The sequence below is a fragment of the Pandoraea sp. SD6-2 genome (assembly GCF_000389825.1).
In the GTDB taxonomy this organism is placed as follows: domain Bacteria; phylum Pseudomonadota; class Gammaproteobacteria; order Burkholderiales; family Burkholderiaceae; genus Pandoraea; species Pandoraea communis.
The window spans coordinates 157,435-173,768 of the sequence record NZ_KB944457.1 but is presented as its reverse complement, the minus strand read 5'-3'; the positions used below and the strand labels follow the sequence as shown (position 1 = coordinate 173,768).

16 protein-coding genes are annotated in these 16,334 nt (G+C 64.1%); 8 read left to right on the top strand and 8 right to left on the bottom strand.

What is annotated here, in order from left to right; all coding sequences use genetic code 11:
* Positions 1-115: 115 nt before the first annotated feature.
* Positions 116-1,837: a bifunctional diguanylate cyclase/phosphodiesterase gene (locus C266_RS24005; protein ID WP_010805174.1), complete on the bottom strand. Its 1,722-nt coding sequence runs from the start codon at positions 1,835-1,837 to the stop codon at positions 116-118.
* A 471-nt stretch (positions 1,838-2,308) separates the two neighbouring features.
* Here C266_RS24005 and C266_RS24000 point away from each other — a divergent pair, with 471 nt between their 5' ends.
* From C266_RS24000 to C266_RS23985, 4 genes are all read left to right on the top strand, one after another.
* Positions 2,309-2,893, top strand: a complete 585-nt coding sequence (locus tag C266_RS24000) for a YfiR family protein (protein ID WP_010805173.1) — start codon at positions 2,309-2,311, stop codon at positions 2,891-2,893.
* Positions 2,894-3,027: 134 nt separating this feature from the next.
* A complete protein-coding gene (locus C266_RS23995) occupies positions 3,028-4,272 on the top strand; it encodes a diguanylate cyclase domain-containing protein (RefSeq protein ID WP_010805172.1) in 1,245 nt (414 codons plus the stop codon).
* Positions 4,273-4,409: 137 nt separating this feature from the next.
* A complete protein-coding gene (locus C266_RS23990) occupies positions 4,410-4,934 on the top strand; it encodes an OmpA family protein (protein ID WP_306439163.1) in 525 nt (174 codons plus the stop codon).
* A gap of 261 nt (positions 4,935-5,195) precedes the next feature.
* Positions 5,196-6,407 carry an SGNH/GDSL hydrolase family protein gene (locus C266_RS23985; RefSeq protein ID WP_051126559.1) on the top strand — a complete coding sequence of 404 codons (1,212 nt, stop codon included), beginning with the start codon at positions 5,196-5,198 and terminating at the stop codon, positions 6,405-6,407.
* A gap of 22 nt (positions 6,408-6,429) precedes the next feature.
* Here C266_RS23985 and C266_RS23980 read toward each other — a convergent pair whose 3' ends face one another.
* The gene (locus tag C266_RS23980) at positions 6,430-7,092 is read right to left on the bottom strand and encodes a 2-hydroxychromene-2-carboxylate isomerase (RefSeq protein WP_010805169.1); all 663 of its coding nucleotides are present in this window, start codon (positions 7,090-7,092) and stop codon (positions 6,430-6,432) included.
* A gap of 244 nt (positions 7,093-7,336) precedes the next feature.
* On the opposite strand from C266_RS23980, the gene C266_RS23975 reads away from it, so the two are divergent.
* Together C266_RS23975 and C266_RS27840 are read left to right on the top strand one after the other, a co-directional pair.
* On the top strand, positions 7,337-8,389 hold the full coding sequence (locus tag C266_RS23975) for a YeiH family protein (protein WP_010805168.1): 1,053 nt from the start codon (positions 7,337-7,339) through the stop codon (positions 8,387-8,389).
* A 123-nt stretch (positions 8,390-8,512) separates the two neighbouring features.
* The gene (locus C266_RS27840; RefSeq protein WP_168162952.1) at positions 8,513-8,683 is read left to right on the top strand and encodes a hypothetical protein; all 171 of its coding nucleotides are present in this window, start codon (positions 8,513-8,515) and stop codon (positions 8,681-8,683) included.
* Positions 8,684-8,766: 83 nt separating this feature from the next.
* Here C266_RS27840 and C266_RS23970 read toward each other — a convergent pair whose 3' ends face one another.
* The 6 genes from C266_RS23970 to C266_RS23950 all read right to left on the bottom strand — a co-directional run bounded on the left by C266_RS23970 (position 8,767) and on the right by C266_RS23950 (position 13,563).
* The gene (locus C266_RS23970) at positions 8,767-9,660 is read right to left on the bottom strand and encodes a glycosyltransferase family 2 protein (RefSeq protein ID WP_010805167.1); all 894 of its coding nucleotides are present in this window, start codon (positions 9,658-9,660) and stop codon (positions 8,767-8,769) included.
* Positions 9,661-9,676: 16 nt separating this feature from the next.
* Positions 9,677-10,990, bottom strand: coding sequence for an O-antigen ligase (locus C266_RS23965; protein WP_081636392.1), 1,314 nt, complete (start codon positions 10,988-10,990; stop codon positions 9,677-9,679).
* 127 nt (positions 10,991-11,117) lie between these two features.
* Positions 11,118-11,465, bottom strand: a complete 348-nt coding sequence (locus tag C266_RS26455) for a hypothetical protein (protein WP_010805165.1) — start codon at positions 11,463-11,465, stop codon at positions 11,118-11,120.
* 57 nt (positions 11,466-11,522) lie between these two features.
* A complete protein-coding gene (locus C266_RS23955) occupies positions 11,523-11,735 on the bottom strand; it encodes a hypothetical protein (protein WP_010805164.1) in 213 nt (70 codons plus the stop codon).
* A 291-nt stretch (positions 11,736-12,026) separates the two neighbouring features.
* Positions 12,027-12,152 carry a response regulator gene (locus tag C266_RS27605; protein ID WP_010805163.1) on the bottom strand — a complete coding sequence of 42 codons (126 nt, stop codon included), beginning with the start codon at positions 12,150-12,152 and terminating at the stop codon, positions 12,027-12,029.
* Between the two features lie 109 nt (positions 12,153-12,261).
* Positions 12,262-13,563, bottom strand: coding sequence for a UDP-N-acetylglucosamine 1-carboxyvinyltransferase (locus tag C266_RS23950; RefSeq protein ID WP_010805162.1), 1,302 nt, complete (start codon positions 13,561-13,563; stop codon positions 12,262-12,264).
* A 252-nt stretch (positions 13,564-13,815) separates the two neighbouring features.
* On the opposite strand from C266_RS23950, the gene C266_RS23945 reads away from it, so the two are divergent.
* Positions 13,816-15,015, top strand: coding sequence for an amidohydrolase family protein (locus tag C266_RS23945; RefSeq protein ID WP_010805161.1), 1,200 nt, complete (start codon positions 13,816-13,818; stop codon positions 15,013-15,015).
* A gap of 310 nt (positions 15,016-15,325) precedes the next feature.
* Positions 15,326-16,321, top strand: coding sequence for an alpha/beta hydrolase (locus C266_RS23940; protein WP_144265915.1), 996 nt, complete (start codon positions 15,326-15,328; stop codon positions 16,319-16,321).
* The last annotated feature ends 13 nt before the right edge of the window (positions 16,322-16,334 follow it).

The window sequence follows — 16,334 nt, the reverse complement described above, 5'->3', positions numbered from 1 at the left end:
TGACGATGGCCCGGCTGCCGGCTTGAGCCATGTCTGATTGGGGGGGATGTCCTGTTCGGCGACGTCAAAAATCGGGAAGTCGACTGGGCCATTCCGCGCGGTGCCATCTCGCGCGTCAGCGACGGGCGCCGCTGCCCAGCGGCGCCATGATGTGATAGAAGCCGTGGATGTCGACCGGCCGTGCGAACCAATAGCCTTGCGCCTCGTCGCAACCCAGTTCGGTGAGCCGTTGCGCTTGCGCCTGCGTCTCCACACCCTCTGCCGTCACACGCAGCCCCAGAGAATGGGCCATGGCGATGACCGCGCTCACAATGGCGTGGCTCGGTGCATGGGTCAGCATGTCGCGCACGAAGGTCTGGTCGATCTTCAGGCGATGGACAGGGAAGCGCGTCAGGTAGGCAAGGCTGGCGTAGCCTGTGCCGAAGTCGTCGACGGCGATTTCCACCCCCAGATCGTGCAATGAGCGCAGGCAACCGACGGCAGCGCTGGAATCCCCGAGCAGCACGGTTTCCGTGATTTCGATTTCCAGATAGCGCGGCTCCAGCGCATGAGTGCTCAAGGCGCGCTCGATCATGCCGACGACGTCTTGACGGGCGAACTGCTGCGCCGAGACGTTCACGGAGATGCGCGGCAGTTGCCCGCATCGCCGCAACAGCCGGCTGGCTTCGCGGCACGCCGTGTGCATCACCCACTCGCCAAGCGGCAGGATCAGCCCTGCGGTTTCCGCAATCGGTATGAATTCCGCCGGACCGACGGCACCCAGGGACGGGTGACGCCAGCGCAGGAGCGCTTCGGCGTTACGAATTTCGCCGTTTGCCAGACTGACCTGAGGCTGGTAGACGAGATGCAGTTGCGAGTGCGCCTGCTCATGCACCGCCACGCGCAGCAGGCTTTCGAGTTCGTTGCGGCGTCGGGCGTGCGCGTCCATCTCGCTGCTGAAGAAGCGCAGTCCGCCGCCCGCCGCGCCGGCAATGCCGAGCGCGATATGAGCGCGGCGCAACAGCGTCTCGGGCGTATTGCCGTGGTCGGGATAGCTGACCGCACCGATGCTCGCGTCGAGCGCAACGGCATTCTGGTCGACGTCCACCCATTGCTCGAGCCGCGCCTGAATCCGCGCTGCCAGCAAGCGCGCGCCGTCGCCCGTCTCATTGGTGACGATGACGAACTGACTGCCGCCGAGGCAAGCGAGCGCATCTTCGGGACCGCTCGCTTCGCGCAGCCGTTCGGCGGCGATGCGCAGCGCCAACTCGGCGGTCGGCGGCCCGAACGTGCTGCGCAGCTTGCGCAGGTGATCGAGTTCGACGAGCAGGACCGTGAGTCCGGCCTGTTGGCGAGCACAACGATGGATCGCCAGTTCGAGCCGTTCGTTGAGCAGGGTCTGGTTCGGCAGAAGGGTGACGGGATCATGGTGTGTGACGTACCAGAGCCGGGACGCCACCTGCACCTGTTGCGAGAGGTCGAGCACGATACCCACCCAGCGCCGCTCGCCGGGGGCATGTTCGATGCAGGAAAGCGCCAGCCGGATCGGCAGCCAACTGCGCATGTGGGTGAGCAGATGCCATTCGTCGTCGTAGGGCACGGCTTCGTCGCCCGACAGGCTGGCCAGCGCCGGCAGACGGCGGCGAGCCAGTTCCGACGGGTCGAGCAGCGAGAGAAAACTGCGCTTGCCCAGGAGGTCGGCCGGTGGGTAGTCCGTCAGGCGGGTGAACGCGGTATTCATGCGCTCGAGCATGCCATCGTCGGTACAGACGAACATGGCATAGGGTGCGCTGTCGAGCGCGGCACGGCTCAACTCGGCCTGGACATCGGGCACCCGGCGAGGCACGGGGTCGTTCACGCCGGTGCCTCCCGAAAGCCGGCCCGGCCGGCGTTCAGGAACATCATGCAACACCTCCCTGGCGTCGCGATTATTATCTCGATAATCGAGCGATCGTACCGCACGATTCCCGTTGTTTATCAAATGGTTACGAGCGCCATTCTGCCACGTTGCGAGCCCGTGCGGGCAAGGGAAAACGCGGGGGGCGAAGGGGTTCCGAAAACGCGCCGGCGCGTGCATGCTGTGCATGCCCGAGCGGCAAAAAAAACGTGCTGAACGGCGGCAGAAAGCGAGGGCCGCATGCCCGTGGGCGTTGGTTCCGGCCGTCTCATTCATGTGGCCTGACGGCGGGTCCTTCGGTATCATGCGGCCTGGTTCAAGCGGGGGGCTGTGCATAAACGCGAGCCGGATATCGCGTTGTCTGCCTGCCCCGATCCATTTTTTCGGCAAAGGAAGACAGCGTTGCATTGCGCCTGGATATCGACAAGCGGGATGGCACGAGGCATCTGGCGAGCACGCCGGCCGCTTCATCGTCTGCGCGTGCGTCTGGCGCGTCTCATGCTACTCGTCTGTTGGGCTGCGCTCGGCAATGCCGCTGCGCAGCCGCCTGAGGCCGCCGCGCCCGCCAGCACGCGCGAGGCCAATGTGCGGCAGGTGGTGCTCGGCATCATCAGCTTCACCCGCTGGCCGACGCCGCCGGCCAAAGTGCGCCTGTGCGTGAGCGGCAACACCGACTATGCGCGCGACCTGCTCTCAGGACCCTTGCCGAGCAGCGGCGTACCGGTCGAGGCGCAACGTGTGTCCGTCGCCGATCCCACGATTGGTTCGCAGTGCGACGCGTTGTATCTCGGTGCCATGACGGACACCGAGCGCCGGCAAGTGCTGGCGACCATTGCGGGTCACCCCATATTGACGATCAGCGAGCGAAACGACTCGTGCACGCTCGGGACGATGTTCTGCCTGAACGTCGATCCCGACCGGGTGACTTTCGACATCAACCTCGACACCGTCGCGCGCAGCGGTGTACGTGTCCACCCCAATGTGCTGAAGCTGGCGCGAAAACCGGGGACACAATGACGACTTCACGCCCCCCAACCCCCCCTATGTCTCCTGGTTCAGGCGAGCCCGTTACCGGGTTGCCGCCGCCCCATATTTCATCCGATGCGCCGGCCGGTGGTGGTCATGAGCCACCGCCCGTCGCGCATCCCACCATGACGCCGGCCTCGGCCCGTCGACACCCGTCGTTGCAGGGCGTGTTGCGTCGCACCCACTTGCGCCTGGCCGTCTCTGCCGTGGTGCTCGCCGCCGTCGCGCTCTCGCTCGTGGCGTGGCTCGCCTTGCGCACGTATGCCGAGAACAATTTGTTGCTCATCGGGCGCTCGCTGACCTATACCGCAGAGGCTGCGGTCGTGTTCGGAGACCGTGTGGCCGCGCAGGAAGCGATTGCCCTTATCGCCAACGACGAAGACGTCTTTCAGGTGCGCGTGCTCGATGTGAGCAAGGCACAGTTTGCCCTGTGGCGCCGGCACGATGGCAGTACACTTGCGCAAGTCGAGCGCATGGTGGCGGAAGTTGCGCTGCCCGGCCCTGTCACGCTGCCGATTCGCCATGGCGGAAAGGTCGTCGGTTACGTCGAAGTGCAGGGCGAGGGGCATCAGTTCTTCGTCTTTTTGCTCAGCGGTTTGAGCGGGATACTCGCTTGTCTGCTGGTGACGTTCGCGGTGTCGAATGTGCTCGCGAAGCGGATGCATCGCGATATCGTCAAGCCGCTGCGTGCGCTCGCCGAAGTGGCGCACGCCGTGCGCCGCGAACGGGCGTTCCATCAGCGTGTGGCGGCCACACCGCTGGCCGAACTCAAGGAGCTTGGCGACGACTTCAATGCGTTGCTCGACGAATTCGAGGGGTGGCAGAATCACTTGCGGGCGCAGAACGCCACGCTCGCGCATCAGGCGAATCACGATCCTTTAACGGGGCTGCCGAACCGGGCGTATTTCGAATCGCGGCTTGCGCAGGCACTTGTCGACGCGCGCGAGGTCGGCACGCACGTCGCACTGCTTTACCTCGACAGTGACCGCTTCAAGGAAATCAACGACCAGTTGGGGCATGATGCGGGCGATGCCGTGCTCGTGGCCATTGCCGAGCGGTTGCGTCAGCCGTTGCGCGAGGGCGATCTGGTCGCTCGGCTGGGCGGCGACGAATTCGCCGTCATGTTGCTGGGCGTGCGACAGACGTCAAACGCCGTGCGGCTTGCGCAGAGCCTGCTCGTGGCGATGGAAAAACCGATTGCGCTGCCCGATGGCGGTGAGGTCGTGACGTCGATGAGCATCGGCGTAGCGTTGTACCCGACACATGCCGACAATGCCCCCGCACTGCTGCGCGTGGCGGACGCGGCAATGTATCAAGCCAAGCGGGCCGGTGTCGGCACCTGGCATGTTGCGGAAAGCCCCAAAAGATAAGGCGGCGCGCAGCACCTGAGCTGAAAGACACCACCCACATGAATGACGACCGGATTACCTAACGCAATGGGGACTTTGCTTTGGACTTCGCTGTTGACACACATGATTCACACTCACATTCGCTGAACCTCACTTTCGTGGCGCGCCTCGTTCGCGTCATCGCCCGGCGGGGGGTGTTGGCTCGCAGGTTGTTGGGGGTCGTTTGCCTGCTGGGCTTCGGTATGCTGGCCGGTTGCCAGACCACGCCGGTTCACGGCCTGACGGCCGAGCAGATTGCGGCGCTCAAGGAGGAAGGTTTCAAACAGACCGACGAAGGCTGGGAATTCGGCCTGTCCGACACGGTGCTGTTCGATACCGGCAAGTTCGTGGTGCGCGAGCCTGCGCAGCAGACTGTCTTGCGTATCGGCCGAACGCTCGTGCGGGTCGGGCTGAACGAGGTCCGTGTTTACGGGTATACGGACTCGGTGGGCAGCGACACTTACAATGAGCAACTCTCGGCACACCGCGCCGATGCTGTCGCCAGTGTGCTGGTCGACGCGGGCATGCAGCGCGCCGGAATTCAAACGATCGGTGCCGGCAAGCGCGATCCCGTGGCGGATAACAGCACGCCTGCCGGCCGTGCGCAGAACCGGCGCGTCGCCATTGTCATTTCGACGCGCTAAGTTTTTCAGGGCGCCGGGTTTCGTCACATCAAACCGTGTGTTGCATCGGCATCGACGCTGGCCATGCCAGTCATTGACCTTGGCCACAATCAGGCACAATGGCGGCTGTTGCCGGGCGATTCCGGCCGAGTTGCCTACGTTGCCCCGATGCTCCCGACGTTTCTGATCCACCGGTCTTCTTCCGCCGACGGTTTGCGCCGAACACCCCGTGCGCTGCGCGCGCTGGGCGTTGCCCTGAGCGTGGCGTTGTGTGCCGTTGCGATGATGGGCGTGACGTCGCGGGTCTTCGCGCAGAACGCGCGCGTCGGTACGTGGGCAACGGCGCCGCAAGCCGTGGCGCAGCATCCGGCGGCACCGTCGTTCAATCGGGCGCCGACGGTAAGCGGACGCACTATTCGTCAGATCGTCTATCCCACCCTTTCCGGCAACGACGTTCGCGTGCGCTTTTCCAACGCCTACGGCATGCAGCCGTTGGTGATCGAGCGCGCGAGCCTCGCCCTGTCGTCGCGGGGGGCGGCGGTCGATGCCGCCAGCGTGCGCCCACTGACGTTCGGCGGCCAGCCGATGGCCCGGATTGCGCCCGGCGCCTCGCTCGAGAGTGACCCGCTGCCCTTCGCCGTGCGCGCCGGAACGCCGCTGGCAGTCAGCCTTTTCACGCGTGAAGCCAGACCACCGACAACGTGGCACAAGATTGCGCAGCAGACGGCGTTTCTGAGCGGCGCGGGAGATTTCGTCGACACGGCGCAGGCGTCGGCTTATCCCACGCGTTTCACGAATACGTTATGGCTCGCCGGACTTAGCGTAGTGCCGGAAGCGCCTGCGCAGGCCATTGTCGCTATCGGCGACTCGATTACGGACGGCATGCGCAGCACGCTCAACGCGAATCGGCGTTGGCCGGATGCGCTGGCGCGGCGTCTGGAGAGTGCCGGGCGGCGCGACATCTCGGTGCTCAATCTGGGCATCAGCGGCAATCGCCTGCTGCACGATTCGGCCTGTTACGGCGAGCGCCTCGTTGCGCGCTTCCGGCGCGACGCGCTGGAGCAACCGGGGGTGCGAACCGTTGTCGTGCAAATCGGCATCAATGACATCAACTTCGGTTACGTGCCGCCTCACGGCGGCCTCGACTGCGACGTGCCCCATGTGATCGTGAGCGCACCCGACATGATCGCGGGGTATCAGTCGCTGATCGCCGCTGCGCGTTCGCGCAACGTCCGCATTCTCGGAACGACGATTCCACCGGGCAAGCTGCCGCCCGAGCGAGAGGCGGTGCGTGAAGCCGTCAACCAATGGGTGCGCACGAGCGGTGCTTTCGACGGCGTGATCGATTTCGACGCCGCGTTGCGCGACCCGGCGCAGCCCACGCGCATGCTGCCGCGTCTGGACAGTGGCGATGGCACGCACCCGAGCGATGCCGGCTATGCGGCCATGGCCGACGCCGTGCCGCTGCCGCTAGTGCTTGGCGGGGCGAAGTAACGCTAACGCTCAGGCAAGGGTGTCAGCGTTCGCGCCGCACACCGATCGTGACCTGCTCCAGACGCGCCACGTCGGGCGAGCGCAGCCATTCCGGATGGGCGAGGCAGTGGCGGAACAGCGCCGTGGCGTCGTCGCCCCAGTACAACTCCCCGTCATAGGCAAACGTCGGAACGCCAAACACCCCGGCGGCAATCGCCGTGTCGGTGTTCGCACGTAGCGTGGCTTTGGCCTGCGGGGCTTCGGCCAAGGCGATGGCTTCGTCGGCCGAAAGACCGAGGCGCTCGCATAGGTCTTGCCAGCCTTGTCCGTCGGTAACGTCGCGCCCTTCGGCCCAAATGAACCGGAAAATCGTGCGCACGACGTCGCGGGTGGCGCCTAGCGCCGCGGCCAGACGCAGCACGCGTATTGGATGAAACGGGTGCACCGGGGGCATGCGAAACGCGATGCCGTCCTGCTCGGCGCGAAACTGCGCCATGCGGTACGTGAAGATGCGCTTATGCGGGGTCTCGGCCGGCCCCTGCGTTTGCAGATGCACGAGAATCGCACCCAGCACGATCGGCTTGAGGTCGATGGCGAGCGAGCGCGGCAGTGTGTCGAAACGCTCGAATTGCAGATAGGCAAATGGGGAGGAGAAATCGAAATACCATTGCGCGCGACGGGCAGGGGTGTCGGCAACTTGTGACATGAGGGGCGATCTCCGGATCTGGATTCTGGACGCTCTTCCTGGCGGCTTAGGAGAGTGTAGCGGTCCACCGCAGACATTTGCACCCGTCGGCATTTGCAGCACAGGTGAAAAAAACCATCAATTCAATGAGTTACATGCCGGATAAATAATTATCGGTTATTTGGATATATCGTATTCGATATAACGATTTTTATTATCGAAGCGGAGTTTTTAGACTTGCAGTCATTCCAGAGGAGTGCCTGCGATGACCACAAAAACCGATATCACCCGCCCCGCCACGGCCAGCCGGCCCGATACGCTGGTGCCGGATCGGCAGAATCCGTGGGCCGGTCTGATTCTCTCGACGGTGATTGCTTTTGTGGCGTTGTTGCTCGGTCGTCAGATGCCGCTCATCGGCGGTCCGGTGTTCGGCATTCTGCTCGGCATTATCGTTCGTAACGTGTTCTCGCCCGGTGTTCGTTACGAAGCCGGCATCAAGTTCGCCTCGAAGTATGTGCTCCAGTGGTCGATCATCGCGCTCGGCTTCGGCCTGAGCCTGTCGCAAGTGGCGCATACGGGGCTCGAGTCGCTGGCGGTCACGGGGGTTACGATCACCGCTGCCGGCCTGTCGGCGTGGGGGCTGGGCCGTCTGCTCGGCGTGGGCGACAAGCTCAAGCTGCTTATCGGCGTAGGCACGGCGATCTGCGGCGGGTCGGCCATTGCGGCGGTCACGCCCATCGTCAAGCCGGACGACCACGAAACGGCATTCGCCATCTCGACCATCTTTCTGTTCAACATTGCCGCCGTGTTGCTGTTCCCGATGCTCGGTCACATGCTGCATCTGTCGGACCTCGGCTTCGGCATGTGGGCGGGCACGGCAATCAACGATACGTCGTCGGTCGTGGCCGCCGGTTATAGCTACAGCAAGACGGCAGGCGATTACGCGACCATCGTCAAGCTCACGCGTGCCACGCTGATCATCCCGATCTGCCTGACGCTGGCTGCCATCGTGGCGTACCGCGCCAAGCGTGCCGGGGCCGGCAACTTCAGCCTCGCCCGCATCTTCCCCTGGTTCATCCTCGGTTTTCTGATTGCGTCGGGGGTGCGCACGGCTGGGCTCGTACCGGCGGAACTGCAACCTTGGATTCACGACGCAGCGGAGTTCCTCATCATCGTCGCCCTCACGGCTATCGGCCTGTCGTCGAACCTGCGCCGCATGGCTTCAACCGGTGTGCGCCCCATTCTGCTGGGCTTGGGGGTGTGGGCTGCCGTGTCGGTCAGCAGTCTGGCGGTGCAACTGGCAATGGGCCAGCTTTGATGCGCACGGTCGTGAACGACGCTCAGGGCTAGGGCTGACCCGGCGGGCAAGCCGGGGGCGGTCGCCTAAAATGGAATCACGGACGACCGTTGGCCGTCCGTGAAGCATTTTCCGGAGGCCGTGATGACAACCTCATTCGGTGAAATCTGGTACACGATCGGCGCGCTGGTCGTAATCGCGCTGCTGGCCGGCATGGTGTGGGAGCTGGGTGTCTGGTGGACGCGCCACCCCGATCATCGGGCGGTGCAACGTCTCGAGCACGCGTGGGAGAAGATTCGCCACCCGCGCCATTGATTGCCTGAGGCGGCGCTTCTCGAAACACTCGGGGAAAGACGGCTGACGCTCGTCAGCCGACGGGAAAGTGTGTGCCTCGCCGCTCAGTCGAGCTTCAGGTGACTCGGCACGTTCGGGTCCCAGCGCTCGAGGTCTTCGAGCGGATACGGCTTGCTGCCATGCAAGGCCCGTTTGATGCGGCTCTGGCCGCTGGGCCGGGGGACGTTGGGTAACGCGGCGCCGGCCGGTGTGCCCGCCAGATCGAGATAGCCGCGCTTGAACTCGGCCTGGGTCATGCCCCACTTCATCAGAAATTCGCGGCTGCCGCGATTCTTCACGACACGGCCCGTCGACCGGCAGCCGAAGTGATACACCACGCTTTTACCCACAATGCGGAACGTGCGGCAGCCGACGAGCCATAGCTTCATGAGGAAGTCGTCGTCGCTGCTCATGCCTGGTCCGAACTCGATGCTGTAGCCGCCTACGAGGTGCCACAGACTGCGGCTCACGAGGGTGGGCTGTGTCGGCACGCCGTTGACATCCTCACGGCCGAGCGAGGCCGCAAAGGCGAGCAGGGCGGCTTCGTCGAATGTCTCCGTCGTCGTACCGAAATCCCGCGAGACCACCTGTTTGCTCACCCCGGCGTTCGGTTCGATCATCACGGACGAGAGGTAGTACACCGGCGTGTCGAGTGCACGGGCGGCGTCGAGGAGGGCAGTGTCCCATCCGGGCGTGACGAACATGTCGTCGTTCAGAAAGAGCAACTGGTCGTGCGACGCGAGCGGTGCGAGCTGATTGAGCGCCAGACAGACGCCGACGTTGCCGCTGCTGTGCGTGTGACGCAGACCTTGTTCCCGTACCCATTCGAGCGTGCCGTCACTGCCGTCGTTCACGTGAACGAGGATCTCGTGCGCTTCGCCGGAATGCCGGCGGACGCTATCGATGCACAGTTTCAGGAACGGCAGATTGTTCCAGGTCGGAATCAGGATACTTAGCATGTGGGGAACGGCGTGGTTACGGCGCGGCAGGGATCTTGTCGTCGGACGTGCCGATCGAATTGTCCACAGGATATGCGAAGGCCGCGAACAGGGCCACCATCGTCGAGTAGAAGGCGACGGTGACCTTCAGATTGAAGGTCTCCACAGTCAGACCGAATATGGCGAAAGCGACCGCTGTCATCAGGCCCATCAGCGCTGCACGATGCTCTCTGGGGCTATGGCGGATCTTGGCAGACCGGATGAAGAAATAGGCCGGGCCCACGTAGACCCCAAGAATGCTCAATAGGCCGAACACCAGTCCGTAGTCGACGACGTAAGCAAGAACCTGGTTATGGACTTCGCCCCTGCCCAAGTCTGCTGCTGTGGGCGTCAGCATGCCGGTTGCCGCCATCCCTGGCATGGCATCGTGATATCCATGGGCGCCCAATCCCAGTAAGGGATTTTCTCTGGTGAGCTTTGCCGCCGCTTTCCACAGTTCCAGCCGGATACCCGTAGACGAATCGGGCTGCCCGGCGGAACGACTGGTGAGATCTGTCTGGATGGATTCGAACCGCTCCCGAACCCTTGGCGAAGCGAAGGTGCTGATCAGGAGAACAATGGCAATGAGTGCAATGGCGGCTCGCCGGCCCGTACTGATGGGATGTTTGTGCCAAAAAAACCACACAATCAGCAGACAGGGCAATGAGATCCAGCCTCCACGGGATTGGCTTGCCCATGACGCATAGCAGCCAGCCGCCCCCCCGAGAATCTTAAAGGCGACGATCCACGGTTTGTCATGGGAGAGCCAGTGAATCGAAACGAGAGACAGGATGCCGAGCAGCAGTGCCATATCTCCGAAATGAATCGGGTTCAGAAACGAGCTTTCGGCTCTCGCGGCGAGGAGGTCTGCCGTCGAGTACAGGGCCATGGCTGCGGCACAGATGGCTCCGGCACCGAATGTCAGGTCGACCCATTTCGGAATGACATAGGCAATCCTGCGCAGACTGAAAAACACAATGGTGGCGAGCAGGAAGCGCACGGGGGAGTCGAGCGTATTCGCGACGATCTTGCCGTGGAACACTTCAACCGCCAGGATCGCAAAGAACGGCAGGAACAAGGCGACGACGAACACCCGGACGTGGGGGCTGGTCTTGATGAGGGAGGAAATCTCGCCGAACCTGCGATCCATCAGGAGGATGGCCGCACCTAACGCCACGATCAAAAACATAACAGTGTTCCCTCCGCGCGGAAGGATAAGCGCGGCGGCGGGAAACAACAGGATTAGTGTGCCGAAAATTTTGGCAAAAAGATGTCGGCTGGGCATCATTGCCGACGTTTCAGACGTGCTCATTGGCTAACTGGCGGACTTCGCGGTTTGCATTTGCACGAAGTATGCCAGAAATGCCCGCGCCGACGCATTTTCGTCGAATGCGTACAACCTCCCATGGGAAAACCGGGAGGATCGTGCTGAACCCGCTTTACAAGTTCATCGCCCCCAGCACCTCGCACAGATGCAGCGCCACATGGGTCCAGGCTGCCTCATCGTACGAATCCCCCTCGCGCGCCTGCCGCTGCGCTTCGTGAAATGCACGCCAGAGGGCTGCGGCGCTCGAGGGGGTGCCCCCGGCCAACTGGTATTGGCGCTGAAGCGCTTCGGCCAGCCACGGTTGTTCGTGGGCACAGGCGTCGGCATAGGCCTCGACGGCAACCCGCGCGTAGGGGTCGCCCGCCGGGTCGAGTACCACTGGGTGACTGGCAGCCGGCCGCGGTATAGCGGACAGGGTGTGGCGCTCGGCGGCGTTATGGCGTGTGTGGCGATGTTTCATGAGGGTCTCGTCTCGTTGGCCGCGCCAGGGCCCTGGCGCGGAATCGCTTACGTGGACTCAATCATTTTCCATATCGCGGATGAACAGCATGGCCGCGTGCTTGGCCTGATCGATGCTCTTGAACGTCCTGCCGTCCATGGGCCAGACGTCGACCAGTACGGCGTAGTCGCCGGGCCGATCGGCCTGCATGATGCGAATGTAATGCTGCCGGAACACGCAGCGCGCGAGTTCCACTGTCGGATGCGGTCGGCGGAAATGGGCGGTTGCCATGACAGTCTCCAGAAATTCGGCCCTCCAGCCTCAACGGGCCGTTGTTCTGTCATATGCAAGTTGCGCGCCACCCCATCTGAATTATTTAACTATTTGATATATAAGGAAGTTGTGAGGAGGGTGGGCGAGCGCGGTGGAAAAAGCGTTACGAAAACGAAACATCGCCGAAACGGCAAGACGTAACACTACCGGGGGGGGATATCAGCGGGACAACGGCGCTGCACACAACTCAGCCAACCCGGCCAGATCGCCTCGTTGCGCGAGTTGATGGACGTGCCGGGCGAAGCCGTCTTATTGCGGCGATGCCGAGATCGCCAGCACGGGCATGCCGCGCCAGCGGCAGCGTGTGGCGCGGGCGACCGCGAGACCGTCGGCGTTGGGCATCATGTGGCCGGTGACGACCAGATCCGGTCTCATTCGCGAAACGCCAGATTCAGACGACGCGTGTTGGTGCCGACCGCGGTCGGCGTGCCCGTCTGGCGAACCCGGCCCCGTGGGGGCCGGCCGCCGGCAGAACACAAGTGGCTTACTCGGGGGTCGTCCAGACGACGTTCGCGCCCACCGAGCACAGGTTTTCGACGAAGCGCGGGTGCGCGCGCTGGATCGGCTGGGCGTTCTTGATGGTCGATTGTCCGTCGATACTGGAGGCCACCATCAGCAGGGCAATCGCCACGCGGATGATGTACGGGCTTTCCACGACAGCCGGCGAGAGCGGTACGCCGCCGAACGTGATCAGGCGATGCGGATCGGACTGGAACACGTGTGCACCGAACTTCGACAACTCGGTCGACCAGCCCATGGCGCCGTCATACACCTTGTTCCAGAACATCGCGCTGCCCTCGGCCTTCACACCCAGCGCGATGAAGATTGGTAGCAGGTCGACGGGGAAATACGGCCAGGGGGCGGCCTCCACTTTCGTCAGAATGTTCTGTGTGAACGGTGTCTGCACCTTGAGCTTGCCTTGCGCGGTGGCCGTCGACCAGCCATCGCGGTGCTCGACCTTCACGCCGAACTTGGCGAATGTGCGGTCGATCAGCGGGAACTGATCCGGCGCCGTGTTCTTGACCGTGATTTCGCCGCCCGTGATCGCGCCGAGGGCCAGGAACGTCGTGATTTCATGGAAGTCTTCGGCGAAGCGGAATTCGCCGCCGCCGAAGCGTTCCACACCTTCGATGGCGAGCTGCGACGTGCCGACACCTTCGACGGGCACCCCCAGCATCTGCATGAAACGGCAGAACTCCTGCACGTGCGGCTCCGAGGCCGCGTTGTTCAGTTGCGAGCGCCCCTTGGCCGATGCCGCGCACAGCACGAAGTTCTCCGTGGTCGTCACCGAAGCATAATCGAGCCAATGGTGGATGGCGGGGCGCGCGTCGTCTGCGTGGATGAGCAGCGAGCCTTCGGTGCGCTCGACGCGTCCACCGAAATGGCGCAGCACTTCGATGTGCGGGTCGATCTCGCGCACGCCGAGCGTGCAGCCCTTGATGTTGTCTTCGATGCGTGCAACGCCGAACCGCGCGAGCAGCGGCGGCACGAGCATGATCGACGAGCGCATTTCTTCCGGCAGATGGTCGGTGAGCGGGTCGAACTTCGTATTGCGGTGATGGATGTCGAGCGTACCGGTTTCGAAATCGACGCTCACATCGCTGCCGAGCTGCCGGAAGATATCGAGAATCTTGCGAACGTCGGTGATCTCGGGCACGCCGATGAGGCGCACGGGCTGATCGGTGAGCAGCGTGGCGCAGAGTACCGGGAGAACGGCGTTCTTGTTGGCGGAAGGGATGATGCGGCCGCGCAGGGGCTGGCCGCCGTGGACTACCAGATGGGACATGGGCTTCCTTCGGGCTTCGTGCTTTCGTGTGTCGGGCGGGGGGGCGAAAGTGGCAGGCGGGCCACAGGCCCGTCGCAGACAGGCGAAATATACCCCTGAATGCGGCGCATGTGCCATGCGTCCCCTGAGCCCGTGGTGCGATTGCCGCGCCGCTTGACGGGCGACAGCCCGTGGTATCGGCGGTGTGGGCTGCCGTTCCCGATACCTGATACGCTCGCGCAACGTTGCCACGGAAATTCATTGAGGGAAGGCATGACAACACTGGACATCTGCAATGCACGCGGCCTCGACGGTACGCCGGTCGAGGTGCGCATCGAGAGCGGGCGGATTGCGGTGATCGGGCCGTCTCTTCCGTCGTTACCCATCGCACAAGGGAGCGCCACCCGCCGGATCGACGCGCGCGGCGCGTTGCTGCTACCGGGTCTTGTGGAGTCGCACACGCATCTCGACAAGACCGCGTGGGGCATGCCGTGGTACGTCAACGAGTGCGGCTCGCGCCTGATCGATCGCATCGACAACGAGAGACGGTGGCGTGCCGAGAGCGGGCACGATGCGGGGGCCGCGTCGCTCGCACTCGGGCGCGCATTCCTCGCGGCAGGCACCACGCGGCTGCGCACGCACGTCGACATCGATACCGACGCGGGGCTGCGTCATCTCGATGGCGTGCTCGCGACTCGGGAGGTGCTGGCGGACACGCTGGACATGCAGATCGTCGCCTTCCCGCAGTCGGGCGTGCTGGACCGCGATGGCACGGTCGCGTTGCTCGACGACTCGCTCGCGCGGGGCGCCGACGTGCTGGGCTGGCTCGATCCGTGCGCCATCGACCGCGACCCGAGAGCATCGCTCGACGCCATGTTCACGCTGGCCGACAAGCACGGTTGCCCCGTCGACGTTCATCTGCACGAGCCCGGAGAGATGGGCGCGTTCTCGATCGAGCTGATGCTCGAGCGCACTGTGGCGCTGGGCATGCAGGGCAAGGTCGTCGTGTCGCATGCGTTTTGCCTGGGGGAACTGGAGGCGGCGCGTGCCGATGCGTTGCTCGCGCGTCTGGCGGATGCGGGTGTCGCGCTGATCACGACGGCGCCGCCCTCGCGCGTCGTGCCGCCGCTCATGGCGTGCCGCCGCGCGGGTGTTCCGCTCGCTGGCGGCAACGATGGCATTCGCGACACATGGACACCGTACGGCACGCCCGACATGCTCGAGCGCGCCATGATGATCGGTCTGCGCTACAACCTGCGCCGTGACGACGAGTTGGCGATCGCGCTCGATTGCGTCACCCATCAGGGCGCGAGGGCATGCTGGTTCGACGACTATGGCTTGCATGCGGGGGCACGCGCCGATCTGGTGCTGGTCGATGCGGCGAATGCCGCGCAAGCCATCGTCACACGTGCGCCGCGCCGCTGGGTGGTGGCGAACGGTCATATCGTGGTGAGCGAGGGTGTGGCGGTGTGACCCTCTTGGCTGGCCCTCGGCTTATCGTGCGACATAACCAGTGCCCGTCATCAGCGCGCCTGACACGCCTGACGCATTTGGCGAGCGATACGCGCGATTCACGCGACTCGTACGGCCCACGCGTTGCGCACGCGAGACAGGTATGTCGTATGCAAAATTCATGCGATTCCCTACGCAATCCGCGCTAAGATGATCCATCGTGTGATGTCGCAGCGGGGCTTCGGCGCGAGACCGTTGTTCCCGGCCCAATTGGCCTGCCGGCCTGGGTGGCTGTGGGCTGCCAGAGACCAGGGGAGAACGGATGCTCGGAATGTCGCGCAGGGCCGGGGGACGATCGTTCGCGACGATGCTCGTCGCGCTCGGTGCCTGCGGTCTCGGCATCTCCTTGCTGGCTTCGCTCCCCTCGCTTGCCTCGGCTGCCGACACGACAATGCCGGGCAAACCGGCGGTGAAACCTGCTTCTCCCCCGGTTCCTTCGACTTCCTCTTCTGGTGCCACGCCTACGCCGAACACCCCGGCGCCGTCCGGTGTCGATCTGCGGGTGCTGCGCAGCGACGGTGGGTACGCCAATCTCCATGTCTTCCGGCCGCCTGCTGCTTGCAGCGGGGTGGCCGTGCTCAGTCCCGGCGCCGGCGACGACCGTGACGCGCTGGCTTGGCTTGGGCGTGCCCTCTCGCAATATGGTTGGCTGACGGTGACGATGGCGCACAAGGAAAGCGGGCACGACTCGTTGCGTGATCGCGTGCGCAACGGCGGGTTGCGCGACGGATTGCTGGCGCTCACTACGGATCCCGAAGCGTATGTCGATCGTCTCGAAGACACCGGCGCGGCGCTGCATTGGGCACGCACGCAATGCCGATCGGGACCGGCGGTCTTCGCGGGGCATTCGATGGGCGCGGTCACGGTGATGGTCGAGGCGGGGGCGAAGAACAAGCTCGGGCTCGACAGTGACGACCGTTTCGACGGTTATATCGCGCTGTCGCCGCAGGGGCCGGGACCGATTTTTCCGGCGGGCGCGTGGCACGACATCCATAAGCCCGTGTTGCTCGTGACCGGCACGCGCGACGCGCCGCTGGACGGCAAGTGGCAGACGCGCACCGAGCCGTACGCGGATCTGCCGACGGGGTGCCACTGGCAGGCGGTTGTCGATGGCGCCACGCATTTCAACTTTGCCGGTTTCGGTTACGGGCACGGCGATATCGAAGTCAAGGTGTTGCCGTTGATCCAGCGCTTTCTCGACAACCTGCGCGCGCACCAATGTGCGGTACCCGTGCCGGCGGCTGGCGTGAAGTTCGACGCCAAGTAGGGGGCGTCATGGC